Annotated in this window: 22 protein-coding genes; 17 read left to right on the top strand and 5 right to left on the bottom strand. The window is 46.8% G+C overall.

Annotation, left to right across the window (positions count from 1 at the left end):
- Positions 1-2: 2 nt before the first annotated feature.
- Together FD971_RS06690 and map are read right to left on the bottom strand one after the other, a co-directional pair.
- The gene (locus tag FD971_RS06690; RefSeq protein ID WP_215333488.1) at positions 3-2,600 is read right to left on the bottom strand and encodes a [protein-PII] uridylyltransferase; all 2,598 of its coding nucleotides are present in this window, start codon (positions 2,598-2,600) and stop codon (positions 3-5) included.
- Between the two features lie 4 nt (positions 2,601-2,604).
- Entirely contained in the window at positions 2,605-3,441 is an 837-nt protein-coding gene (map, locus tag FD971_RS06685) for a type I methionyl aminopeptidase (protein WP_215333487.1), read from the bottom strand.
- A gap of 279 nt (positions 3,442-3,720) precedes the next feature.
- On the opposite strand from map, the gene rpsB reads away from it, so the two are divergent.
- The 16 genes from rpsB (at position 3,721) to FD971_RS06605 (ending at position 18,688) form a co-directional block, all read left to right on the top strand.
- Positions 3,721-4,470, top strand: a complete 750-nt coding sequence (gene rpsB / locus FD971_RS06680) for a 30S ribosomal protein S2 (RefSeq protein WP_015421433.1) — start codon at positions 3,721-3,723, stop codon at positions 4,468-4,470.
- Positions 4,470-5,348 carry a translation elongation factor Ts gene (gene tsf / locus FD971_RS06675; RefSeq protein WP_215333486.1) on the top strand — a complete coding sequence of 293 codons (879 nt, stop codon included), beginning with the start codon at positions 4,470-4,472 and terminating at the stop codon, positions 5,346-5,348. Before rpsB ends, tsf begins: the two co-directional genes overlap by 1 nt.
- A gap of 189 nt (positions 5,349-5,537) precedes the next feature.
- Positions 5,538-6,248, top strand: coding sequence for a UMP kinase (pyrH, locus tag FD971_RS06670; protein ID WP_215333485.1), 711 nt, complete (start codon positions 5,538-5,540; stop codon positions 6,246-6,248).
- A gap of 11 nt (positions 6,249-6,259) precedes the next feature.
- On the top strand, positions 6,260-6,820 hold the full coding sequence (gene frr, locus FD971_RS06665) for a ribosome recycling factor (protein WP_215333484.1): 561 nt from the start codon (positions 6,260-6,262) through the stop codon (positions 6,818-6,820).
- 30 nt (positions 6,821-6,850) lie between these two features.
- Positions 6,851-7,624, top strand: coding sequence for a polyprenyl diphosphate synthase (uppS, locus tag FD971_RS06660; RefSeq protein WP_215333483.1), 774 nt, complete (start codon positions 6,851-6,853; stop codon positions 7,622-7,624).
- Between the two features lie 17 nt (positions 7,625-7,641).
- Positions 7,642-8,469 carry a phosphatidate cytidylyltransferase gene (locus tag FD971_RS06655; RefSeq protein WP_215333482.1) on the top strand — a complete coding sequence of 276 codons (828 nt, stop codon included), beginning with the start codon at positions 7,642-7,644 and terminating at the stop codon, positions 8,467-8,469.
- The gene (gene ispC / locus FD971_RS06650; RefSeq protein WP_215333481.1) at positions 8,469-9,659 is read left to right on the top strand and encodes a 1-deoxy-D-xylulose-5-phosphate reductoisomerase; all 1,191 of its coding nucleotides are present in this window, start codon (positions 8,469-8,471) and stop codon (positions 9,657-9,659) included. Before FD971_RS06655 ends, ispC begins: the two co-directional genes overlap by 1 nt.
- Before the next feature lie 12 nt (positions 9,660-9,671).
- Complete coding sequence (locus tag FD971_RS06645) at positions 9,672-10,805, top strand: RIP metalloprotease (RefSeq protein WP_215333480.1); 1,134 nt, start codon at positions 9,672-9,674, stop codon at positions 10,803-10,805.
- The gene (gene bamA / locus FD971_RS06640; RefSeq protein ID WP_371743027.1) at positions 10,802-13,150 is read left to right on the top strand and encodes an outer membrane protein assembly factor BamA; all 2,349 of its coding nucleotides are present in this window, start codon (positions 10,802-10,804) and stop codon (positions 13,148-13,150) included. The genes FD971_RS06645 and bamA overlap by 4 nt, the downstream gene beginning before the upstream one ends.
- Positions 13,151-13,168: 18 nt before the next feature.
- The gene (locus FD971_RS06635; protein WP_215333479.1) at positions 13,169-13,696 is read left to right on the top strand and encodes an OmpH family outer membrane protein; all 528 of its coding nucleotides are present in this window, start codon (positions 13,169-13,171) and stop codon (positions 13,694-13,696) included.
- A gap of 5 nt (positions 13,697-13,701) precedes the next feature.
- Positions 13,702-14,757, top strand: a complete 1,056-nt coding sequence (lpxD, locus tag FD971_RS06630) for a UDP-3-O-(3-hydroxymyristoyl)glucosamine N-acyltransferase (protein WP_215333478.1) — start codon at positions 13,702-13,704, stop codon at positions 14,755-14,757.
- A 48-nt stretch (positions 14,758-14,805) separates the two neighbouring features.
- Positions 14,806-15,255, top strand: a complete 450-nt coding sequence (gene fabZ, locus FD971_RS06625) for a 3-hydroxyacyl-ACP dehydratase FabZ (RefSeq protein ID WP_015421422.1) — start codon at positions 14,806-14,808, stop codon at positions 15,253-15,255.
- Positions 15,255-16,052 (top strand): acyl-ACP--UDP-N-acetylglucosamine O-acyltransferase, encoded by a 798-nt coding sequence (gene lpxA / locus FD971_RS06620; protein ID WP_215333477.1) that lies wholly within the window; start codon positions 15,255-15,257, stop codon positions 16,050-16,052. The genes fabZ and lpxA overlap by 1 nt, the downstream gene beginning before the upstream one ends.
- Positions 16,012-17,265 carry a lipid-A-disaccharide synthase gene (lpxB, locus tag FD971_RS06615; protein ID WP_215333476.1) on the top strand — a complete coding sequence of 418 codons (1,254 nt, stop codon included), beginning with the start codon at positions 16,012-16,014 and terminating at the stop codon, positions 17,263-17,265. Before lpxA ends, lpxB begins: the two co-directional genes overlap by 41 nt.
- Entirely contained in the window at positions 17,262-17,855 is a 594-nt protein-coding gene (rnhB, locus tag FD971_RS06610; protein ID WP_215333475.1) for a ribonuclease HII, read from the top strand. The genes lpxB and rnhB overlap by 4 nt, the downstream gene beginning before the upstream one ends.
- Before the next feature lie 8 nt (positions 17,856-17,863).
- On the top strand, positions 17,864-18,688 hold the full coding sequence (locus tag FD971_RS06605; RefSeq protein WP_215333474.1) for an RNA methyltransferase: 825 nt from the start codon (positions 17,864-17,866) through the stop codon (positions 18,686-18,688).
- A 31-nt stretch (positions 18,689-18,719) separates the two neighbouring features.
- On the opposite strand, the gene FD971_RS06600 is transcribed toward FD971_RS06605, so the two are convergent.
- On the bottom strand, positions 18,720-19,547 hold the full coding sequence (locus FD971_RS06600; RefSeq protein WP_215333473.1) for a pyruvate, water dikinase regulatory protein: 828 nt from the start codon (positions 19,545-19,547) through the stop codon (positions 18,720-18,722).
- Positions 19,548-19,653: 106 nt separating this feature from the next.
- Here FD971_RS06600 and ppsA point away from each other — a divergent pair, with 106 nt between their 5' ends.
- Positions 19,654-22,056 (top strand): phosphoenolpyruvate synthase, encoded by a 2,403-nt coding sequence (gene ppsA / locus FD971_RS06595; RefSeq protein ID WP_215333472.1) that lies wholly within the window; start codon positions 19,654-19,656, stop codon positions 22,054-22,056.
- A gap of 80 nt (positions 22,057-22,136) precedes the next feature.
- Here ppsA and FD971_RS06590 read toward each other — a convergent pair whose 3' ends face one another.
- Positions 22,137-23,018: a proteasome-type protease gene (locus tag FD971_RS06590; protein WP_215333471.1), complete on the bottom strand. Its 882-nt coding sequence runs from the start codon at positions 23,016-23,018 to the stop codon at positions 22,137-22,139.
- 62 nt (positions 23,019-23,080) lie between these two features.
- Positions 23,081-23,878 carry a transglutaminase family protein gene (locus FD971_RS06585; protein ID WP_215333470.1) on the bottom strand — a complete coding sequence of 266 codons (798 nt, stop codon included), beginning with the start codon at positions 23,876-23,878 and terminating at the stop codon, positions 23,081-23,083.
- Between the last annotated feature and the right edge of the window lie 7 nt (positions 23,879-23,885).

The raw sequence follows: 23,885 nt of genomic DNA, 5'->3' as shown, positions 1-23,885 counted from the left end.
AATTAGGCTCCCAACGCCTCTAATAAGTCTGTCTCTAACAAGATCTGCAGTTTGGGGTTCTTGCTCAAGTTCGCCGCATCTAAGAGGAATACGTCTTCAACGCGTTCGCCCAATGTATTAATGCGAGCTGTATGTAATGAAACCTGATGCTTAGCCAATACCCTGGAGATGGCATAGAGCAAGCCAGTGCGATCACTTGCCGATAGTGAGAGCGCATAGTAGTGGCCACGTTCATCTGGAATCATATGCACGCGTGGCTGAATAGGGAAGGTTCGAGACTGTCTTGAGAGTCTTCCCATACTCGGTGATGGCAAGGGATCATTATTTTGTAATGCAGACGTCAGCTCATATTCAACCAGCTGAATCAGGTCACGGTAACTGCCTCCCTCATCAACTAAATTACTGCCTGAGATCTGGAATGTATCAAGCGCATAGCCATGCTTTGTCGTGTGGATGCGGGCATCCCAAATCGAGAATCCATGACGTTCAAAATAGGCACAAATTCTGGCGAAGAGATCTTCTTGGTCTTTAACATAGACTGCAATTTGTAAGCCCTCGCCAACTGGTGAGAGTCGGGCACGTACAACTGGGGTTTCGCTATCAACCTTGTTAAATAGATGGCGTGTTAACCAGGCGATGTCAGCGGCGTCTTGGCGTAAGAAGAAGGCAACATCTAATTGCTTCCAGAGATTTTCATAAGCAGCATCTTCAATGGCGTAGAGGCGCAGCTTGGCACGGGATTCTTCTTGATGCTGCGCGAGCTCGGAGGAGGCGTCTGGCTTTGCGCCACCCAATACACGTAAGGTAACGCGATAAAGGTCTTCCAATAGCTTGCCTTTCCAGGCATTCCATACCTTGGGGCTGGTTCCACGGACATCGGCAACCGTTAATAAATATAGCGCCGTGAGATGGCGTTCATCACCCACCTTTTTAGCGAAAGCTTGAACCACCTCAGGGTCAGTAATATCTTGTTTCTGAGCAACTTGGCTCATGTTTAGGTGCTCTGCAACCAGCCAAACCAATAACTCAGTATCGGCTTTATTTAGTCCATGGTCTTTTGCAAACTTGCGCATATCGGCTTTGCCAAGTTCCGAGTGATCACCACCGCGACCTTTAGCAATGTCATGAAAGAGCGCCGCGATGACTAAGAGCCAGGGCTTTTCAAAATGGGCAATCAGGCTGCTGCAGAAGGGAAATTCATGCGTATGCTCAACCACCATAAATCGGCGCACATTACGCAGCACCATGAGAATGTGCTGATCAACTGTATAGACGTGAAACAAGTCGTGCTGCATCTGACCAACAATTTTTCTGAAAGCAGGTAAGTAGCGACCAAGCACACTAGTACGGTTCATGAGTTGAAAGGCGCGACTCACTCCCTCGGGCTCTTTTAATATCTCAATAAAGAGTGCGCGGTTTACGGGATCCTTACGCCATTTGCTGTCCATCTTCTGGCGGGCGTTGTAAAGTGCTCTGAAGATGGTTGCAGATAAGCTCTTGACATTGGCTATTTGCGCAAATACCAAGAAGGTCCGCAGAATTTGTTCTGGGTGTTTCTGAAATAGTTGTGGGTCGGTGATATCCAAGACGCCTTGACGCTCAATAAAGCATTCATTACCCTCACCAGCAATGGCGTGCGTGGTTTTAGATTCTTGAGGGAAGAGGAGTGCTTCAATATTTTGCAGAAGTACGTCGTTTAATTGATTGACTGCTTTAGCTGCCCAATAGTAGCGACGCATGATTGCTTCACTGGCTAATCTAGAGGATTCTTCTTTCATGCCCATAGCTGCTGCAAGCGGTGCTTGCAAATCAAAGGCTAATACATCTTGTCTGCGCTTAGCCAGTAGATGCAGATTGGCACGTAAGGTTTCTAAAAAACGCTGATTACGATTGAGTTCAGTTAACTCGCGTTGAGTTACCAACCCCTCAAGACTGAGGTCTTTAAATGTATTGCCTAGGTGTGCTGCTTTGCTGACCCAAGAAATCACCTGAAGGTCACGTAATCCACCGGGACTCTCTTTGCAATTAGGTTCTAAAGAGTAGGGCGTATCTTGGTATTTGTAGTGGCGCTGAATTTGTTCTGCCTGCTTAGCCTGAAAGAATGCCTTTGGATCCATGGCGGCTTCAAAGGCTTTTTCAAAGTCTTTAAATAGTTGTTTATTTCCACACAGGAATCGCGCCTCTAAGAGTGATGTGCGTACAGTGACATCTTGCTCGGATTCAGACATGCACTCCAAAGTGTTACGTACTGAAGAGCCTATCTCCAGACCCATATCCCAGCAGCTGGCAATAAATTGTTCAACTTGTTTTGATAAAGCGAGTGCTTGTTTTTCTTCGGCTGGGAGCAGAATGAGAATATCAATATCAGAATGGGGGAATAAAGCATTCCTTCCATAGCCGCCAACAGCAATTAAGCTGGCTTGATTATTTAAGCCGCAGTTATTCCAGAGATGGGCGAGTATTTGATCGCTCATCTTGGTGAGCTGTTTGGTTAACTTACCTACGGACTGTGTTTTTCTGAACTCGTCGTATGCAACTTCGCGTGCTGCACGCAGGCTAGCTGCATCAGTAATATTGCTGGCTGCCCGGGGCTTATTCATGAATTTATGCGCTTGCTAGACTTGGCCTAAAGGATAGTCCTTTAACGCAATCAGGAATCGGATTGCTACCTTCTGACCAAGTTAATACCTCAACCCCAGTAGCGGTTACCAAGAGCGTGTGTTCCCATTGCGCAGAGAGACTACGATCTTTAGTCTTTACAGTCCATTGATCAGGCATTGTTCGAATATCTCGCTTGCCCGCATTAATCATCGGCTCGATGGTGAAGGTCATGCCTTCTTTTAATTTCTCACCAGTGCCTGGGCGGCCATAGTGAAGAATCTGTGGATCTTGATGGAACACTTTGCCGATGCCGTGACCGCAATATTCGCGAACAACGGAGTAGCCAGCATTTTCAGCATGGGTTTGAATGACGTGGCCAATATCACCTAGTGAAGCCCCCGGCTTCACTTGGGCGATGCCAAGCCACATGCATTCAAAAGTAATTTGCGTGAGACGCTTTGCAAGCACCGAAACTTCACCAACCATAAACATGCGGCTGGTGTCACCGTAGTAGCCATCAGGTGTAATAACAGTGATATCGAGGTTAACGACATCACCGGTTTTTAGGATCTTCTCGCCAGGAATGCCATGGCAAATCACATCATTCACAGAGGTGCAGATGGATGCTGGAAAGGGTGGGTAGCCTGGGGGCTGGTAGTTCAAGGGGGCTGGAATCGTCTTTTGGACATCACGCATGTATTCATGGCAGATACGGTCCAATTCAGCCGTACTCACACCAGCTTTGACATGTGGAGCCACGTGATCAAGAACTTCGCTGGCTAAGCGTCCAGCTTCGCGCATCCCTTGGATGTCTTTTTCGGCAGTAAATACACTATTCATGCCTTGATTATCAACGACTTGGCAGTTTTTGGCAGTACTCCAATGCTCAAAACTTAGGCAAAGTATGGGTTTGCTGGGGCTCTAAGGTCTGGGTGGATCCGTTTCTTGCTTGGTCCTCCAACTTACGGGATGGGGTAAAGCTGGCTAGACCATTGATATTTAAGCTATAATTTTGTTCTCAGGTCAATTTTGAGCTGAAATCGCGGGTTGAGCCTTCCAGGGTGGCGCTTTTTAGCGCAGCTAGGACTCAATCTCAGAAACCAACCCTTAGGAGAAGTTATGTCAGTAACTATGCGTCAAATGCTGGAAGCCGGTTGCCATTTTGGTCACCAAACCCGTTTCTGGTCCCCAAGAATGGCCCCTTATATTTTCGGCCATCGCAACAAAATTCACATCATCAACTTAGAAAAAACATTGCCAATGTTTCAGGACGCCCTGAAATTTGCAAAACAAGTTGCTGCTAACCGTGGAACCATCTTATTCGTTGGTACTAAGCGTCAATCACGCGAGATCATTGCTGAAGAAGCTGCTCGTGCTGGTATGCCTTACATCGACAGCCGTTGGTTGGGCGGCACGCTCACTAACTTCAAAACTGTTAAAGGTTCCCTCAAGCGTTTGAAGGATATGGCAGTTGCTAAAGAAGCTGGCGATTGGGAAAAGCTTTCTAAGAAAGAAGCTTTGACTAATGACCGTGATCTCGACAAGTTACAAAAAGCGCTTGGCGGTATTCAAGATTTGAACGGCGTTCCTGATGCGATTTTCGTAGTGGACGTTGGTTATCACAAGATTGCTATTACTGAAGCGAACAAGCTTGGTATTCCTGTGATTGCCGTTGTGGATACCAACCACTCACCAGAAGGTGTTGATTACATCATCCCTGGTAACGATGACTCCAGCAAAGCTGTTCTTCTCTACGCTCGTGGCATTGCTGACGCAATCCTCGAAGGTAAATCAAACTCTGTTCAAGAAATCTTGACTGCCGTTAAAGAAGGCGAAGAAGAGTTTGTTGAAGAAGGGAAAGCTGAATAATGGCCGCTATTACCGCTGCAATGGTTGGCGAGTTACGCGCCAAGACTGATGCTCCGATGATGGAGTGCAAAAAAGCATTGACTGAAGCTGATGGCGATATGGCTCGTGCAGAAGAAATTTTGCGTGTAAAGCTCGGTAGCAAGGCTGGCAAAGCTGCTTCACGCGTTACTGCTGAAGGTATTGTTGCTTCAGCCATTAATGGTACTACAGGTTCATTGCTTGAAGTGAACTGTGAGACTGACTTCGTTTCAAAGAATGATGATTTCTTGGCATTTACACAAGCCTGCGCAAATCTGATTTCTGAAAAGAATCCAGCTGACGTTGCTGCATTACTTGCATTGCCAATGAATGGTCAAACTGTTGATGAAGTTCGTAGCGCCTTGATCGGTAAGATCGGCGAGAACATCATGCCGCGTCGCTTCAAGCGTTTTGCTGGTGGCAACAAGTTGGTTTCTTACCTTCACGGTACTCGTATTGGTGTGATGGTTGAGTTCGAGGGTGACGAGACTGCAGCTAAGGACGTAGCAATGCACATTGCTGCAATGAAGCCAGTGGCTTTGTCGATGGCTGATGTTCCTGCTGAAGCTATTGCTGTTGAGCGTAGCGTTGCCGTTCAAAAGGCTGCTGAGTCTGGCAAGCCACCAGAAATCGTTGAGAAGATGGTTGAAGGTTCTATTCAGAAGTACCTCAAAGAGGTTTCTTTGTTGAACCAAACTTTCGTTAAAAACGATAAGCAAACTGTTGAGCAAATGCTCAAGGCCGCCAACACCACAATCAAGGGTTTCACCATGTTTGTTGTGGGCGAGGGCATTGAGAAGCGTCAAGACGACTTTGCAGCAGAAGTTGCTGCTCAGGTTGCCGCTGCTAAAGGCGCTTAATTAGCTCCAAAACTGCTGGGCTTGCCCAGTAAGGCTGTCATACCCAAAAGGGCATGGAAATCTCGGTTTCTATGCCCTTTTGTTTGATCTGTGCCAAGCCCTTTATAATTTGGGCAAGATATTAAAAAGTACTTAAAGATCAATAAGCTAAGCAAGTAAATTGCTTGGCAAATTACGGAAAATAAAACGATGCCAGCCTACAAACGTGTTCTCTTAAAACTCTCTGGTGAAGCCCTCATGGGTGATGATGCTTTTGGTATCAATCCAGTCACTATTGATTCCATGGTGAAAGAAATTGCTGATGTAGTAAATAGCGGCGTTCAGTTGGCTATTGTGATCGGTGGCGGAAATATTTTCCGCGGAGTGGCGGGCGGTGCAGCCGGTATGGATCGCGCAACAGCTGACTACATGGGAATGCTGGCCACCATGATGAATTCGCTTGCGCTCCAAGATGCTTTGCGCCAAAAAGGTGTTGAAGCTCGCGTGCAGTCTGCTTTGAGAATGGATCAAGTAGTCGAGCCTTACATTCGTCCACGTGCGATTCGTGCATTGAGCGAAGGTAAAGTCGTCATTTTTGCCGCAGGTACAGGCAATCCATTTTTTACTACCGATACTGCGGCTGCTTTGCGTGGTGCCGAGATGGGCGCGGAGATTGTGCTCAAGGCGACTAAGGTCGATGGCATTTACAGCGCAGATCCAATGAAAGATCCGGCCGCCACGCTATACAAAACGATTACTTTCGATGAGGCCATTATCAAGAACTTGCAAGTGATGGACGCAACTGCTTTTGCATTGTGTCGTGATCGTAAATTACCAATCAAAGTATTTTCAATACTCAAGCCAGGCGCATTGATGCGTGTGGTTCAGGGTGAATCTGAAGGTACTTTAGTACACGTTTAATAGGAGGCTTGATGTCCGCAGCAGAAATTAAAACCACTACCGATCAAAAGATGCAGAAGTCCCTTGAGGCTTTGAAATCCAATTTGGCCAAGATTCGTTCTGGCCGTGCTAACCCAGGAATTTTGGAACACATTCAAGTGGATTACTACGGTAATCCAACGCCATTAAGCCAAGTGGCTAGCTTAGGTTTGGCGGACGCTAGAACCATTAACGTGCAGCCATTCGAAAAGACGATGGTTGGCGCAATTGAGAAAGCGATTCGTGACTCAGATTTGGGTCTCAATCCAGCCTCGCAAGGCACTGTGATCCGCGTACCAATGCCTGCTTTGACAGAGGAGCGTCGTCGTGACCTCACTAAGGTGGTTAAGAATGAGGGTGAGGATGCCAAAATAGCCGTACGTAATTTACGCCGCGACGCGAATGAGCACCTCAAACGCCTCACTAAAGATAAAGAAATTTCCGAGGATGACGAGCGTCGTGCGACTGATGATATTCAGAAGATGACTGATCGCACGGTGATCGAGATCGATAAGCTGGTGTCTGAAAAAGAAAAAGAGATCATGACGGTTTAATCGTCAGATCTATTTCTTATTATTTGTTTTATGACTCAGCACACTAGCTCAACCTTAGTTGTTCCAGAGGTTAGCGCTATCCCTCGCCATGTTGCCATCATCATGGATGGTAACGGTCGTTGGGCCAGTAAGCGTTTCATGCCTCGAGTAGCGGGGCACTCTGAGGGATTAGGCGCAGTACGAAAGATTGTTCAAGAGTGCCGCCGTCTCGGCGTTGAATACCTTACGGTATTTGCCTTTAGCTCTGAAAATTGGCGTCGCCCACCGGAAGAGGTGGGCTTCTTAATGAAATTGTTTCTAAAGTCATTAAAAAGCGAAGTCTCTCGTCTCGCTGAAAACGATATTTCCTTGCGTCTGATTGGTGATCTCAGTCGCTTTGATTCTGCGATTCAGGAGATGGTGCAATTCTCTGAAGAAAAAACAGCAGACTGCAAAGGGCTGACGTTTACGATTGCAGCTAACTATGGTGGACGTTGGGATATCTTGCAGGCGATGCGTCAATGTTTGGCTGCTAACCCCGGCTTAACGCCAGAGCAAGTATCCGAAGAGTTGTTGCAACCCCATTTATCGATGGCCTATGCGCCAGAGCCGGATTTGTTTATTCGTACCGGTGGCGAGCAGCGCGTCAGTAATTTCTTGCTATGGCAATTAGCCTATACGGAGCTCTATTTTACGGACACGCTTTGGCCTGATTTTGATGAAGCCGAACTACACAAAGCGTTTGACTGGTTTAGTCAGCGCGAGCGTCGCTTTGGGCGCACGAGTGCTCAGCTGGCTTCCGAGCCCTTGAGCGACGCTGTCTAAGCATTTCAAATCCCCTTATGCTAAAAACTCGAATCATTACTGCCACTATTTTGATGGCGGTGCTATTGCCCATTTTGTTTTTATTGCCGCCGATCTACTTGGGCGGATTTTTTCTAATTGCATTAGTTTCTGCTGCATGGGAGTGGAGTCGCATGATTGCACCGCAAGCAAAAAAGGCTGCATGGCTCTACGCCACTTTCTGCTTGGCCATTATTTTATTTTTACTGGGTACGCAGGCAATCTCCTGGCAGTTTTCTTTGCTTACGATGTCGGTTTTGTTTTGGTTCTTTCTGGCGCCATTTATTTTGGCAAAGGGTATGAATCTTTCTCTCCAAAAATTCAAGCCCTTCTACAGCATTCTGGGTTTGATCATTCTTCCAGCCACTTGGTTCGCATTAGTATTTCTGCGTGAACTTGGCTTAGTCTTTTTATTAAGCAGCATGGCTCTAGTTTGGGTTGCTGATATTGGTGCGTATTTTGTTGGTAAGGCTTTTGGCAAACATAAGTTAGCCGTGAATATTAGTCCGGGGAAGTCTATTGAGGGTGCGCTAGGCGGTCTCGTGCTTTGCTATCTCTACGCATTCTGGTGTGTCATGTATTTACCTCTAGCTGATACCTTATTTGGTGCCTGGGCTATTCGATTTGGATGGGTGCCGATGTTCTTGATGGTGACAGTATTGACAGCATTCAGTGTCTTTGGAGATTTATTTGAGTCTCAATTTAAGCGCTTGGCTGGCGTCAAAGACAGCAGTCATTTGCTACCTGGCCATGGTGGCGTCCTGGATCGCGTTGACGCGCTCATTCCAACAATGCCGATTGCCGCTTTGCTAGCCGGATTAGTTTGATGTCTGTACAGCAAGTTGCCATCCTAGGCTCTACAGGATCCATTGGTGTCAATACCCTAGATGTGATCCGAGCACATCCTGAGCGCTTCAACGTAGTTGCTCTAACTGCTGCAAAACAAATTGAGCGTCTAGCCGATCAATGTATTGAGTTTAAGCCGACTATTGCAGTAGTGGCCAATGCCGATGGTGCTGCTCAACTGAGTCGACTGCTGCAAGAAAAGAAGGTTGCTACTGAAGTCCTCTATGGGCCCGAGGCTTTAGTAAGTGCTATCACTGAATCTGATTGCGATACCGTGATGGCCGCAATTGTTGGTGCTGCCGGTCTCGTTCCAGCACTAGCCGCGGCACAAGCGGGTAAGCGCGTATTACTGGCTAATAAAGAAGCCCTCGTAATGTCGGGCAATTTATTTATGCAGGCCATGAAAGTCGGTGGTGGCGAACTGCTACCTATCGATAGCGAGCACAATGCCATTTTTCAATGTTTACCTAATCGCTACACACAAAATCCATCAGACCATTTAGGTGTTGAAGAATTGTGGTTGACTGCCTCAGGCGGACCATTTCGAGATAGGCTGCTTGCGGATTTGGCGGACATTACTCCCGAGCAAGCTTGTGCTCATCCTAACTGGGTGATGGGCAGAAAGATTTCGGTTGATTCGGCAACCATGATGAATAAAGGTCTTGAAGTAATTGAAGCTTTTTGGTTATTTGGTCTGCCGCTAGAAAAAATCAAGGTATTGATTCATCCGCAGAGTGTGGTGCATTCGATGGTCCGCTATCGTGATGGCTCAGTGCTAGCGCAAATGGGGCAACCTGATATGCGTACACCCATTGCTTATGGTTTGGCCTGGCCTGAGCGCATTGATGCCGGTGTTGCCCCCTTGAATCTGACGCAGTTGACCGGCCTTAGCTTCGCGGAACCAAATTTTGCTCAATTTCCTTGTTTGAGCTTAGCCTTTGCGGCTGCAAAAGCAGGGGGTACCGCTCCAACGGTCTTAAATGCTGCGAACGAAATTGCTGTTGCAGCTTTTTTGGATGAAGGCTTGCCTTACTTAAGTATTCCAGACGTAGTTGGGCACTGCTTAAATACTCTGTCACCCGTTGTTGCAAGTTCTCTTGAAGTCATTCTGGAGGCCGATGCTCGAGCCCGTCACACTGCGAATCAATTCATTCGCGATATTAAAAGATAGATTGGTGGATTTTTGCAGGCTTTAATTACTCTTGCTGCATTCTTAGTGACATTAGGTGTGCTCGTCAGCTTTCATGAGTATGGCCATTTTTTAGCGGCCCGTTTATGTGGCGTCAAAGTACTTCGTTTTGCTTTAGGTTTTGGCAAGCCGCTTTTTACTTTTCGCGCCAACAACGGAACTGAATGGGTTCTGGCCTCTATTCCCTTGGGTGGTTATGTCAAGTTATTGGATGGCCGAGATGGTGAACAAAAAATTTCAGCAGAAGATCGCTCGCAATCGTTCGATGTGAAACCCTTATGGCAACGATCAACAATCGTCGCTGCTGGACCATTTGCCAATTTCCTGTTGGCAGTAATTTTGTTCTCGGTGATCTATGTCTCTGGCGTGCCTCAACTACCAGCCCGACTTCAAGCCCCGCCTGAGCAATCCATTGCTGCAAAGTTGGGTATTGCTGCAGGCGATCAGGTCATAGGCTGGCAATCTCTGTCAGCCGAGCACAAGGGCACCCCGATTCTCGAAGAATTTGATTCAGTCCCCAGTTGGAATGCCTTGCGTTGGCTTCTCTTGGATGCTTTAACTGGAGAGCAGGGCTTTGCCTTAGAGATCCAGGATGCTTCTGGTGCCCGCCATGTTCAATCTTTTAAGCAAAGTGATTTACCTCTCATTGCGCCTGAATCAGATCCATTTCAGGCGCTGGGCTTGCTTCCCCAGATGACCCCATCATCTGAATGGAAAGAGCTCAAATTGGGGCCTATAGATGCCCTGGGCTTTGCTACTCAGCGGGTGTATTTGATAAGCAAAGTCTCTACTCGGCTGATGTTGGGCTTATTTACCGGCAAAACAACCCTAAAGCAGCTTGGCGGCCCGCTGAGTATTGCGGATATGGCTGGGAAGTCTGCTCAGGTGGGTTGGCAGCCATTTGTAGCCTTTTTAGCCCTCATGAGCATCAGTATTGGCCTCTTGAATTTAGTGCCTTTACCAATGCTAGATGGGGGTCAGCTCCTGTATGATGCATGGGAGTTGGTTGCTGGTAAGCGAATTGCAGTACCTCTTCAGGAAAAGCTCCAAAAAGTGGGTTTTTTGCTGTTGATATCGATTTCCTTGCTAGCCTTGTTTAACGATTTGCAACGCTACCTTTCACCTTGAATTTTTTGATCCCTTCTTTTCGCTCCGTAACCCGATTTGCCGCTCAAGTCCTTCTGATTGTTGCTGTTGGATTTTGTGTCAATGCGCAAGCTGCCGACCCCTTTGTTATCAAAGACATTCGAATTGAGGGTTTGCAGCGAGTAGAGCCTGGTACGGTGTTTAGCTATCTCCCAGTTCAAGTGGGTGATAGCTTTACTGAAGAGAAGAGTGCCGAAGCTATCAAAGCTCTGTACAGTACCGGCTTTTTTAGAGATGTGCAGATTCAGGCACAAGGTAATGTCTTAATTGTCATCGTTGAAGAGCGTCCAACTATCTCCCGAATTGAATTCACTGGGATGAAAGAGTTTGACCAAGAGGTAGTGCGTAAATCCTTAAAAGCCGTGGGTGTAGCTGAAGCCCGCTTCTATGACAAAGCTTTGATTGATAAAGCAGAGCAAGAGCTCAAGCGTCAATACGTTGGTAAGGGCATGTATGCGGCTGAGGTAGTTGCGACTGTTACGCCAGTGGAACGTAACCAAGTAGCCATCTATTTCAATATTGATGAAGGCCCTGTAGCCAAGATTCAAGAGATTAATTTCATTGGCAACAACGTTTTTAGCGAGGGAACCCTTAAAAGCGAGATGCAACTGAAGACTGGTGGTTGGTTATCTTGGTATAGCAAAGATAATCTGTATTCCAAGCAAAAACTCACTGCCGACTTAGAGAACATTCGCTCTTACTACCTTAATCGCGGTTATCTTGAGTTTGTCATTGAGTCAACTCAGGTTTCTATTACTCCAGATAAAAAAGGTATCTATCTCACGATCAGTATTCGTGAAGGTAATAAATTTACCGTTAAGGATGTTCGTTTAGCTGGTGACTTATTGGGCAAAGAGGCTGAGTTGATTCAGTTAGTTAGCCTCAAGCCGGGCGATACCTTTTCATCAGCCAAGCTGACTGAGAGCACCAAAGCGATTGCAGAAATTCTGGGTTCCTATGGCTATGCGTTTGCAACCATTAATCCACAACCAGATATTCGTCGTGACTTGAGTGAGGTTGATTTAACACTCGTTGTAGATCCAGGTCGTCGCGTCTACGTTCGCCAAGTGAACGTTACTGGCAATGCTAAGACTCGCGATATGGTGATTCGTCGTGAAATGCGGCAGTTTGAAAGCTCATGGTTCGATAGCGAAAAGATTGATCTGTCCAAAAAACGTTTAGGTCGTTTGGGTTACTTTACTGAGACTGATGTGTCGACGCAAGACGTCCCAGGATCCCCAGATCAGGTTGATGTGAACGTGAAGGTTACTGAGAAGCCAACTGGTGCAGTCACTCTTGGCGCGGGTTTCTCCTCTACTGAAAAATTGATTCTCTCTGCCGGTATTAACCAAGAAAATGCCTTCGGTACTGGTACAGCAGTAGGCTTGAATTTCTCCCTCGGTAAAATCAATCAAAGTTTGGCCTTGTCCAATTACGACCCGTACTTTACAGAAGATGGAATTAGTCGTTATACCGATTTGTTCTATCGATCTTCCAAGCCGTTGTATTACGTTGGCGATCCGGATTATCAAATTAAGTCGGTTGGTTCAAACATCAAATTTGGTGTTCCTTACACCGAAGTAGATAGAGTCTTCTTTGGAACTGGTATTGAGGTATTCCAGATTCAGACCACCAACAACACTCCTACGCCTTACTTAAATTATGCCCAGAGCTATGGCATAGCCGCACCTGGATATCCTGCAACCTTAACTACTTACAACGTGCCAATAACAGTAGGCTGGTCAAGGGATGGCAGAGACAGTGCATTAATCCCGTCTACCGGATCTTTAGAGCAACTAAATGCTGAGGTAGGCACGCCGGTTGGAAATATGACCTTTTATCGTGTTTTTGGTCAGTACCAAAAGTATCATTCATTTTCAAAGGGCAACATCCTATCCTATAACGGAGAAGTTGGTTATGGCGAGGCTTATGGCAATAATCCATTTCCAATTACCAAGAACTACTATGTAGGCGGTATTGGATCGGTTCGTGGTTATTCCCCTGGTTCCCTTGGCCCTACTTATTACAACTCTTTCATTGGGCGTTATCAGCCAACGGGCGGACAGTCTAAAATTGTTAATAATGTCGAGTACACCGTGCCGGTTCCTGGATCTGGAGTTGATAAAACCTTGCGGGTATTTGGTTTCGTAGACGGCGGTAATGTCTATAACGAGAATATCAACCTCGTCTTGCGATATTCTTATGGCTTAGGTTTATCATGGATATCACCCTTGGGTCCGCTGAAATTCAGTTACGGCATTCCGATCAAATCTTTGCCAACGGATAACGTGCAGCGTTTGCAGTTCCAAGTGGGTACAGCGTTTTAATTGTTTAAGGAAAGTTTCATGAAGCTCAATCAATCTTCTAAATGGATTCAATACGGCTTAATTGCCGCTTATTCGCTGATTGCCTTGCCGCAAGCATTTGCGCAAGATGCTGGAACTCGGGTTGCTGCTGTAAACGTTGAAAAGGTATTCAACGAGTCCAATATGGCCAAAGCAAGCCAAACTAAATTACAAAATGAATTTATGAAGCGTCAGAACGAAATCCGTGACAGCGCTCAAAAAATTAAGTCTGCTGCTGAAAAATTAGATCGTGATTCTGCCGTAATGTCTGAGGCAGATCGTGTTCGTCGTCAACGAGAGTTGTCAGATCAAGATCGTGAATTGCAACGTAAGCAACGCGAGTACACAGAAGATCTCAATCAGCGTAACTTTGAAGAGCGCGCCAAGATTGCTGAAAAAGCAAATCAAGCACTCAAGCTTATTGCTGAACAACGAAAAATTGATGTCATTATTCAAGATCCAGCCTATGCAAATCCTAAGGTTGACGTAACTGATGATGTCATCAAGGCTTTGAATAGTCTCAAGTAAGTTTTATGCCCACCGCCATCGAGCTGGCCGAACAGTTTCAAGTAAGCTTGGTGGGGGATGGCTCCCTCGCGCTTCAGGGTCTCGCTCCTCTCGAGCGCGCTCAGTCAAGCCAAATCTCATTTCTCTCTAATCCGCTGTACCGGCAACAGGCTAGTGATAGTGCTGCTGGTGGCTTAATTGTTAGTCAGGCGGATGCGGATTTTCTTCAGGCAAATCCTGGCAGTAATTCAGTAGGACGGGTGTATTTTGTTTCTAAGAACCCCTACGCGACTTTTGCCAGAATGGCTCAGCACTTTGCTAAGGTCTCAGCACCAATGTATATGCCTGGAGTCCACCCTAGTGCTGCCATTGATCCTTCTGTAGTTATCCCTGCTTCATGTCACATAGGACCATTTGTACAAATCGGTCCGGGTGTGACATTGGGTGAGCGAGTTACTGTATTGGGTAACACTTCAGTCGCCAGAAATTCCACTATTGGCAGCGACACCTTGATTTACGCCAATGTATCTCTTTACTCCGAAACCAAGATTGGAGAACGCTGCATCATTCATTGTGGTGCTGTAATTGGTGCAGATGGTTTTGGGTTTGCGCCTGATTTTTCGGCTACTGGTGGTGAGTGGGTCAAGATTCCGCAAACTGGGGCCGTGCTTATTGGTGATGACGTGGAGATTGGTGCGTCAACCACTATTGATCGTGGCGCCATGAGTGATACCGTTATTGGTAACGGCACAAAGATTGATAACCAAGTTCAAATTGCGCACAACGTAGTGGTTGGCAATTGCTGTGTCATTGCTGGATGTGCAGCAATCTCAGGCAGCACCAAGATTGGAAACTTCTGCATTATTGGCGGCGCTGCTAACTTTGCGGGTCACCTCAGTATTGCTGACAGAACTACTGTGTCTGGTAATACCTCAATCATTCGCTCCATTAACGAGCCAGGCCAGCACTTCACGGGTGTTTACCCCTCAATGCTCCATAGCGCTTGGGAGAAAAATGCAGCGATTCTGCGCGGCCTCGATAAAATACGCCAACGCTTACGATTATTAGATAAATCCAAATAAATCATCACCAAATAAAACACTAGAAACTTTTATTCAGCAGGTAAACATATGAGCAAACCCATCGCTATCGACATCAATCAAATTTTGAAGCTGTTACCTCATCGCTATCCATTTTTATTGGTTGATCGAGTATTGGAGATTGAGCCTCGTCAAAGCATTACAGCACTCAAGAATGTCACCATGAATGAGCCATTCTTTCAGGGGCATTTTCCAGATTTTCCAGTCATGCCTGGTGTTTTGATTATCGAGGCGCTTGCTCAAACTGCAGCATTGCTGACTTTCTCTGAAGTAAGAGAAGAGAACGCGATTTACTACTTTGCCGGCATCGATGGTGCCCGCTTTAAGAAGCCAGTATTGCCTGGTGATCAATTGATCATGACAGCTAAGTTAGAGCGTGAACGTGCTGGTATCTACAAGTTTCAAGTGCAGGCTACGGTCGATGGCGAATTAGCTGCTGAAGCAAATATTACTTGTGCTGTTCGTACGAAAGGCGCGTAATGACTCGGATTCATGCATCTGCGGTAGTTGATAGCAAAGCTGAGATCGCTAGCGACGTAGAGATTGGCCCATATTCTGTCATTGGACCTAATGTCAAAATTGGCGCTGGTAGCAAGATTGGCTCACATACTGTGATCGAGGGCTACACCACAATCGGTAAAGAAAATAACTTTGCTCACTTTGCTGCAATCGGGGGTGCTCCTCAAGATATGAAATACCGTGGAGAGCCTACTCAATTAATTATTGGCGATCGCAATACGATTCGCGAGTTCACGACTATTCATACTGGAACATCTCAGGATGAGGGTATTACTCGCATTGGTAATGATAACTGGATCATGGCTTATGTACACATTGCACATGATTGCCAAATTGGAAACAGCACGATTTTCTCTAGCAATGCTCAAATTGCTGGACACGTGAAGGTGAGCGATTGGGCGATTATGGGCGGCATGTCAGGCGTTCATCAATTTGTTCGAATTGGTCAACATGCTATGTTGGGCGGCGCTTCTGCATTGGTGCAAGATATTCCGCCATTTGTGATTGCGGCTGGAGATAAGGCCTCTCCACACGGTATTAATGTGGAAGGTTTGAAGCGTCGCGGTTTCTCAAGTGAGACTATTTCTGCATTGCGTCAGGCATACAAAGTTCTCTACAAAGATGGACTCAGTTTTGAAGAAGCTAAGATGGAGATTCAGAAGATGGCTCTGGCTAGCGCATCTGATGCCGCTACCGCAGAAAAGCTGACAGAATTCCATGACTTTATTGCCGCCTCTACGCGCGGCATTATTCGGTAGAGTACATCGAGTGTCTAAACTTGCTTGTGTTGCCGGAGAGCCTTCGGGTGACTTGCTGGCAGCACCAGTATTGAGTGCACTGAAGCAGATTCCCGATACCTCAAAGCTGGAGGTCTACGGCATCGGTGGCCCACGTATGCAGGAACAAGGTCTGCACTCAGATTGGCCAATGGAGACCTTAAGTGTTCGTGGTTACGTAGAGGCAATCAAGCAGTTGCCAGCTATTCTGAAGTTACGTAAGGAACTCATCGCCAATTTACTGGGTGAAGATCGCCCTGATGTGTATCTCGGCATTGATGCACCAGATTTTAATTTAGGTGTTGAGTTGGCATTACGCAAAGCAGGTATTCCAACCTTGCATTTTGTTTCTCCTTCAATTTGGGCTTGGAGAGCAGGGCGTATTACCAAGATCAAGCAAGCAGTGGAACGTATGCTCTGCATCTTTCCTTTTGAAACTGAGATTTATGAGCGTGCTGGTATCAATTCAACTTATGTTGGGCACCCACTAGCGAGCGAGATTCCGCTTGAGCCAAATCCAGCGACTGCCAAGCAAAGAATAGAGACAGTCTTAAACCTGACACCCAATACCCTAAATGGAATTGTTGTTTCTGTGCTGCCAGGTAGCCGTGGTTCAGAAATTGAGTTGATCGCCCCCGTCTTTTTTGAAACTATGGCTGAGCTTGTGAAGCGCATGCCGGGACAGCCACTCCATTTTGTGATTCCGGTTGCAACTCCGCGCCTGCGCGCACCGCTTGAGCTTTTACTTAAAAGTACAGCAGCAAGCAATCCTGGTCTCAAAATTTATCTGATTGATGGTGAGGCTGATACAGTGCTTGAGGCTGCTGATGTTGTGCTGATTGCCAGCGGTACTGCAACGTTGCAGGCTGCACTTTGGAAAAAGCCTATGGTGATTTCCTATAAGGTGCCTTGGTTGACTGCGCAGATTATGAAGCGACAGGGCTACTTACCTTATGTGGGTTTGCCGAACATCCTCTGCGGTAAGTTCGTTGTCCCTGAGCTTTTGCAGGATGATGCAACTCCAAGCAAATTGGCTGATGCCTTATTGGTTTGGTTAAATAATCCCGGAAAAGTTGCCCATCTAAAAACACGATTTGCAGAAATGCATGAGACCTTGCGTAGACCAACTGGTTTATTGGTTGCGCAGGCTGTGGCGCAAACGATTAATGCCGCTAAAAATCGGACTACCGTGTGAGTGTGATTTGGGTGTGTGGTGTTGATGAGGCAGGGCGTGGTCCATTGGCTGGAGCGGTAGTTGCTGGTGCAGTTGTTCTCGATCCCATGAATCCTATTGCTGGATTAAAAGATTCTAAGAAGTTATCGGCCGCCAGACGCGAGTTTCTGTTTGAGCAAATTCAGCTCAAGGCTAAAGCTTGGGGTATTGGTGAGGCTAGCCCGGCAGAGATTGATGAGATCAATATTTTGCAAGCAACGATGCTGGCAATGCGCCGAGCAATTGAAGATCTCACTACGCGTTTAGGTACTTGGCCAGACAAAGCCTTGATTGATGGGAATCGCTGTCCCGAGCTTCCAATCTCAGCAGAAGCGATTGTGAAGGGTGATACCAAAGAGCCGGCGATTTCAGCGGCATCAATCTTGGCTAAAGTCACGCGTGATCGTCAAATGATGGCCTTACATGAATTGCATCCGCAGTATGGCTTTGCTCAGCATATGGGCTACCCGACAGAAGCGCACTTTGCTGCACTTAAAGAGTTTGGCGCTTGCCCTGAGCATCGTCGTAGCTTCTCACCGGTTCGCAATGTCTTAGCTCTGCATAGTCGATAATCCCAGCTATGAAAATGGAATTTATCAGCTCAAAGGACAACTCCTTATTTAAGGAGATACGTCAATTGCAAGCTACTGGCCCTAAAGGTCAGAAGGCGAGATTTGCATGTGGCCAAGCTTTACTAGAAGGCATTCATTTGGTCCAAACTTGGGTAGGCAACCCAGCGCTTAAGACCTTAATTACCTCGGAATTGGGTTTGCAAAATCCAGAGATTGCACAGACTGTATACGATCATGTCGAAATTTGTCCCGAGACTCGCGTTTATCAATTAGATAAAGGTTTATGGGATTTGCTATCTGATTTGGTGAATGCCCCGCAGATTGCAGGCTTGCTAGATCTCCCTGAATCTGCATTAAATCCGCAAAAGTCGGTTGCGACGATTTCTGGTGATGTCATTATTTTGGATCGCATTCAGGATGCCGGTAATGTCGGCTCTATTTTGCGTACTGCAGCTGCAGCTGGCTTTACTCAAGTGATTGCATTAGCGGGTTGCGCTCACCTGTGGTCAAGCAAAGTATTGCGTGCTGGCATGGGCGCTCATCGCTTGCTCGATCTTTACGAGGGATGGTCAGCCCCGCAGGTATTGAGCGCGGTAACAGCACCTTTGCTAGCTGCGACTGCTGACGGTGAGTTAGATCTCTTCAATATACCCAATGTATTGATCCATCCGGTTGCCTGGGTGATGGGAAGTGAAGGGCAGGGAGTCTCTGAAGACCTCATGGTTCAAGCCAAGGGCGTATCCATTCCGATTGATCCAAGAGTTGAATCCCTGAATGTTTCTACAGCAGCGGCAATCTGTTTATTTGAAACGGTTCGAGTACGCCGTAGTTAACAAAATCAGGCTAAGCAAAGTCAATAAAAGGCTAGCCCAAGATTGTTTTATCTGACTTGATAGATTGCAATACGGTAGTAGCGATCTCTTCAATGGATTTGCTGGTTGTTGCCACCCAAGGAATCGATTCCTTTTTCATCATGGCGGTGGCTTCATTAATCTCGTAGCGGCAGTTTTCTAGCTTGGCATAGTTGCTACCTGGACGTCGTTCATTGCGAATCTCTGACAGGCGTTCGGCGTCGATCATCAAACCAAAAATCTTGTTGCGATAAGGGATTAAATCCTTTGGTAGCTGCCCACGTTCAAAATCTTCCGGAATGAGGGGGTAGTTGGCTGCTTTCATGCCATATTGCATTGCCAAGTAAAGACTGGTTGGCGTTTTACCTACCCTGGATATGCCCACCAGAATGACATCAGCTTCGGCTAGATTTTTATTGGATTGGCCATCATCGTGGGCTAGAGAGTAATTGATAGCCTCGATACGGTTTTTGTAGGCTTCGGTATCCGCATTGTGGTGCAAGCGGTTCATGGCGTGGGTTGATTTGACGCCTAAAGCCTGCTCCAAGGGGGCTACGAAGGTCTGAAACATGTCCAGAATCAAGCCATTAGCCTTACCGACAATCTTATTCAGTTCTGGATTCACCAAAGTGGTGAAAACGATAGGCTGAACCTCGTATTTAACAGCAGCCTGATTGATGCTGGAAACCGCATCATGGGCTTTTTCAGGGCTATCTACAAATGGCACCCGAATGTGCTTAAAAGTGGCCTCAAATTGGGCCAAAATCGATTGGCTGAAGTTCTCGGCGGTAATGCCGGTGCCATCGGAAACGATAAAAACAATACGAGTTTGGGTGCTCATGCGGTTGGCCTAAAAGTCGTGGTCAGCACTACAATATGTAGTTAATGAAGTATGCCGTATTGTATTCGGCCGCTCGACCAGTTTCCTTATCTTTAGAGAGTATTTTATGTCCAACCAACAGCAACAAAGTAGCGATGTAGCAAATGCCTATGTTTTGCCTTTTGAGCAGCTCCGAATGACTGATGTTGAGTCAGTCGGCGGTAAAAATGCCTCACTTGGTGAAATGATTTCTCAGTTGTCTTCCACGGGTGTGCGCGTACCGACTGGATTTGCAACTACTTCATTGGCGTTCCGCGATTTTCTTGAGCACAACAATTTGACTGAGCGCATTCAGAAGCGTTTGGAAAATCTCAACATTGATGATGTACGTGCTCTAGCTGAAGCTGGTAAAGAAATTCGTGGCTGGATTGAAACAGCGCCATTTCAAGCGCGTCTGGATGAAGAGATTCGTACAGCATTTAAAAAATTAGATGATTCTGGCAAAGGCTCTTTTGCAGTGCGATCCTCTGCAACCGCTGAAGATTTACCTGATGCTTCATTTGCTGGACAACAAGAAACTTTCTTGAACGTTGAGGGTATTGATGATGTTCTGAAGAAGATTCGTGAAGTGTTTGCATCCTTGTATAACGATCGTGCGATTTCTTACCGCGTTCACAAAGGCTTTGCTCATGCTGAAGTAGCCCTATCTGCTGGTATTCAGCGCATGGTTCGCTCTGACCTGGGTGCGGCTGGTGTGATGTTTACTTTAGACACTGAATCTGGCTTTGAAGATGTCGTATTCATCACTTCTAGCTATGGCTTGGGTGAGACAGTAGTGCAGGGTGCAGTAAACCCGGATGAGTTTTATGTATTCAAAACGACTTTGGCACAAGATAAGAAGGCGATTATTCGCCGCTCCCTGGGTTCCAAGTTGATTCAGATGCAATTCGCCCCAGCTGGTTCTGCTGAGAAGGTGATGACTGTGGATGTGGCTCCAGAAAAGCGCAATCGTTTTTCCTTGGAAGATGCTGACATTACTGAGCTAGCTAAATATGCCGTGATTATTGAGAAGCACTACGGTCGTCCAATGGATATCGAGTGGGGCAAGGATGGTCAAGATGGCCGTATCTATATTTTGCAAGCGCGTCCAGAGACAGTGAAGAGTCAAGCAGCTGGACAAGTAGAGATGCGTTACAAGCTGAAGGGCACATCTAAAGTTCTGGCTAAAGGTCGAGCAATTGGTCAAAAGATTGGTGCAGGCCCGGTTCGTGTGATTCGTGATCCAAGCGAGATGGATCGTGTTCAGCCAGGTGATGTATTGGTTGCTGATATGACCGATCCTAACTGGGAGCCAGTAATGAAGCGCGCTTCCGCGATTGTGACTAATCGTGGTGGCCGTACTTGTCACGCAGCGATTATTGCTCGTGAGTTAGGTGTTCCTGCGGTAGTAGGTTGCGGTGATGCAACTGAACATTTGCAAGACGGCATGATGGTGACAGTTTCTTGTGCTGAAGGCGACGAAGGTCATATTTATGATGGCTTGATTGAAACTGAAGTAACAGAGGTTTCTCGTGGCGTATTGCCAGAGATCCCAGTCAAGATCACCATGAACATTGGTAATCCTCAGTTGGCCTTTGATTTCTGCCAAATTCCAAATGCGGGTGTTGGTTTAGCCCGTCTCGAGTTCATCATTAATAACTATATTGGTGTGCACCCACGTGCCGTGTTGGAATACCCAAATATTGATTCTGATCTCAAGCGCGCTGTAGAGAGTGTTGCTCGCGGTTATGCAAGCCCACGTCAGTTCTATGAAGATAAATTGGTTGAGGGTGTCGCAACGATTGCTGCTGCTTTCTATCCAAAGCCCGTGATCGTTCGTTTATCTGACTTTAAGTCAAACGAGTACAAGAAGCTCATCGGCGGTTCACGCTATGAGCCGGATGAAGAGAATCCAATGCTCGGTTTCCGTGGCGCATCCCGTTATGTATCAGCTGATTTCGGCGAAGCCTTTGCCTTAGAGTGCGCTGCAATGAAGCGTGTTCGTGAAGACATGGGTCTAGATAACGTCGAGATTATGGTGCCGTTTGTTCGTACTATTAAGCAGGCCGAACGCGTGATCGACATGATGGCGAAGTTTGGTCTCAAGCGTGGCGTCAACGGCTTGCGTCTCATCATGATGTGCGAGATTCCTTCCAATGCCATTTTGGCCGATCAATTCCTCGAGCATTTCGATGGATTCTCAATCGGTTCAAACGATATGACTCAGTTAACGCTGGGCCTAGATCGTGACTCCGGTATGGAATTGCTGGCAATTGATTTTGATGAGCGCGATCCTGCGGTGGAATTCATGATTGCTCGTTCCATTGAGGCTTGCCGTAAGCAAAACAAATATGTTGGTATTTGCGGTCAAGGCCCTTCAGACCACCCAGACTTTGCGCGTTGGTTAGTTGCCAAGGGCATTACCTCTATCTCTCTCAACCCAGATAGCGTAGTTGCTACATGGGAAATGTTGGGCAAGAAAGAAGCCTAAGCTGACCCCGCTAATCACTAGTGAGATGTGAAAAAGGCCTAGAGAAATCTAGGCCTTTTATCTTTTGATCACCACTTCAATTAACGCTTAGTTTTTGCAGCCACTTTCTTCTTTGGACTAGCTTTAGCCGTCGCCTTAACTGGTGCAAGCACCTCTTTTACGACCTTGCTATTGCGATGGATGGGCACCGCACCCATCTTCTTGGCAGGGGATGCAATCGATCGTGATGGCGTTGCTCCTGACCAGCTAGGTTCTGCAATGGAATTAAATGCAGCGCGTAATTTCTCGCCCCACAGTTGGTGAATCATTTGGAAGTAGGGGTTAGATTCATCCATAGTCACTAACTTACTTGCTTGCAGTGAGTTCTTTTCATAGACCATCAGGTCAAGCGGTAGGCCAACAGAGATATTACTGTTGAGTGTCGAGTCCATCGAAATGAGGGCGCACTTGGTAGCTAAATTGAGTGGGGTATCAAAGCTAATCACTCTGTCTAGGATTGGCTTGCCGTATTTAGATTCCCCAATCTGGAAGTAACAAGTCTCAGGCGTAGCTTCAATAAAGTTACCAGCTGAGTAAATGTTAAAGAGTCTTGGGCGTTCACCCTTAATCTGCCCACCAAAGATCAGATTGCAGTTGAAATCAATGCCCGCCTTTTCTAGTGCTTTGTGGTCTCGGTCATAAACCTGCTTAATGGCATCGCCAATCACGACAGCTGCATCATGGGTGCTTTCGACATTCCACAGATTTTTTCCGTTTAGGAGTTGTCCTTGCAGCAGAATCTCTTTCACGGCCTGAGTAATGGCAAGATTGCCAGCGCTCATGAGGGTAAAAAACCGATCTTTATCCTTTTGGAATAAGGACATCTTTCGGAAGGTCCCGATCTGGTCAACACCCGCATTGGTACGGGTATCCGATAAAAACACCAAGCCATCCTTTAGGCAAAGCCCAACGCAATACGTCATCCTGCAGCCCCTTTAATTATTTCTTTGAATTATCTCTTACTTGGCATTTGCTGAGGGCTGATTTAATTGACTTGGCTTATCGAGATACTGGCGCTTAACTCTTCACCGACTCCGCCGGAGCGAACCCCCTTAACGGGCGCTGCCGAGTAGTAATCCCTGCCAATCGCTAGGCGAACGTGGCGCGCATCAGTAAAACAGGCATTGGTGATATCAATGCTAAGCCAAAGCCCTTTATCGATATCTGCACAAAAATCAATCCAGGCATGGCTTGCCAAATTGGGTGAGTCTTCGGCAAAGAAATAGCCGCTGACGTAACGCGCCGGAATGCCTGAGGCGCGACACAGGCCAAGCATGATGTGAGCATGATCTTGGCAAACTCCGGATTTCATGGCAAAAGATTGTGCGGCGGTGGTTGCTGAATTAGTTTGTCCCGGGAAATACAGAATAGTTCCCTGCACAGCGGCAGCCAATTCTAAAACCTCATCAACTGAGTTTGTCTTCGGCAGAGAGGCTGCAAAGTACTCCAGCATTTCAGCTGTGGGCTCAGTCAAATTGGTTTGCTGTAGGAGGTGATAGGGGGAGACGGCCTTGGGGTTATCAATAAACTCAAAAGCATCTTGAGTATGAACATCACCCTCAGCCTCAATCATCATTGAGGTATATGAACTCTCTTGCACAAAAACACTATAGAGATTGCCAAAAGCATCTAGCGAGGTGCTTGCCTTAATAGGCGTACTCACTTTCCACTTTTCAATAGTTTGACCAGCGACATCGGGAGGTGTGAGTCGTAACTCCTGGATGGAGTAGCGAACCGGCGTTTCATAGCGGTACTCTGTGCGGTGACGAATCTTGAGGTGCATAAGGATC

Source organism: Polynucleobacter sp. AP-Ainpum-60-G11, from assembly GCF_018688375.1.
GTDB lineage: Bacteria > Pseudomonadota > Gammaproteobacteria > Burkholderiales > Burkholderiaceae > Polynucleobacter.
The sequence above is the reverse complement of the archived record's forward strand: the minus strand, read 5'-3'. Positions and strand labels throughout refer to the sequence as shown.

Excerpts from the sequence above, each read along its gene's own strand:
- FD971_RS06690 (WP_215333488.1), bottom strand. The coding sequence starts at position 2,600 with ATGAATAAGCCCCGGGCAGCCAGCAATATTACTGATGCAGCTAGCCTG.
- map (WP_215333487.1), bottom strand. The coding sequence starts at position 3,441 with ATGAATAGTGTATTTACTGCCGAAAAAGACATCCAAGGGATGCGCGAA.
- rpsB (WP_015421433.1), top strand. The coding sequence starts at position 3,721 with ATGTCAGTAACTATGCGTCAAATGCTGGAAGCCGGTTGCCATTTTGGT.
- tsf (WP_215333486.1), top strand. The coding sequence starts at position 4,470 with ATGGCCGCTATTACCGCTGCAATGGTTGGCGAGTTACGCGCCAAGACT.
- pyrH (WP_215333485.1), top strand. The coding sequence starts at position 5,538 with ATGCCAGCCTACAAACGTGTTCTCTTAAAACTCTCTGGTGAAGCCCTC.
- frr (WP_215333484.1), top strand. The coding sequence starts at position 6,260 with ATGTCCGCAGCAGAAATTAAAACCACTACCGATCAAAAGATGCAGAAG.
- uppS (WP_215333483.1), top strand. The coding sequence starts at position 6,851 with ATGACTCAGCACACTAGCTCAACCTTAGTTGTTCCAGAGGTTAGCGCT.
- FD971_RS06655 (WP_215333482.1), top strand. The coding sequence starts at position 7,642 with ATGCTAAAAACTCGAATCATTACTGCCACTATTTTGATGGCGGTGCTA.
- ispC (WP_215333481.1), top strand. The coding sequence starts at position 8,469 with ATGTCTGTACAGCAAGTTGCCATCCTAGGCTCTACAGGATCCATTGGT.
- FD971_RS06635 (WP_215333479.1), top strand. The coding sequence starts at position 13,169 with ATGAAGCTCAATCAATCTTCTAAATGGATTCAATACGGCTTAATTGCC.
- lpxD (WP_215333478.1), top strand. The coding sequence starts at position 13,702 with ATGCCCACCGCCATCGAGCTGGCCGAACAGTTTCAAGTAAGCTTGGTG.
- fabZ (WP_015421422.1), top strand. The coding sequence starts at position 14,806 with ATGAGCAAACCCATCGCTATCGACATCAATCAAATTTTGAAGCTGTTA.
- lpxA (WP_215333477.1), top strand. The coding sequence starts at position 15,255 with ATGACTCGGATTCATGCATCTGCGGTAGTTGATAGCAAAGCTGAGATC.
- lpxB (WP_215333476.1), top strand. The coding sequence starts at position 16,012 with ATGACTTTATTGCCGCCTCTACGCGCGGCATTATTCGGTAGAGTACAT.
- FD971_RS06605 (WP_215333474.1), top strand. The coding sequence starts at position 17,864 with ATGAAAATGGAATTTATCAGCTCAAAGGACAACTCCTTATTTAAGGAG.
- FD971_RS06600 (WP_215333473.1), bottom strand. The coding sequence starts at position 19,547 with ATGAGCACCCAAACTCGTATTGTTTTTATCGTTTCCGATGGCACCGGC.
- ppsA (WP_215333472.1), top strand. The coding sequence starts at position 19,654 with ATGTCCAACCAACAGCAACAAAGTAGCGATGTAGCAAATGCCTATGTT.
- FD971_RS06590 (WP_215333471.1), bottom strand. The coding sequence starts at position 23,018 with ATGACGTATTGCGTTGGGCTTTGCCTAAAGGATGGCTTGGTGTTTTTA.
- FD971_RS06585 (WP_215333470.1), bottom strand. The coding sequence starts at position 23,878 with ATGCACCTCAAGATTCGTCACCGCACAGAGTACCGCTATGAAACGCCG.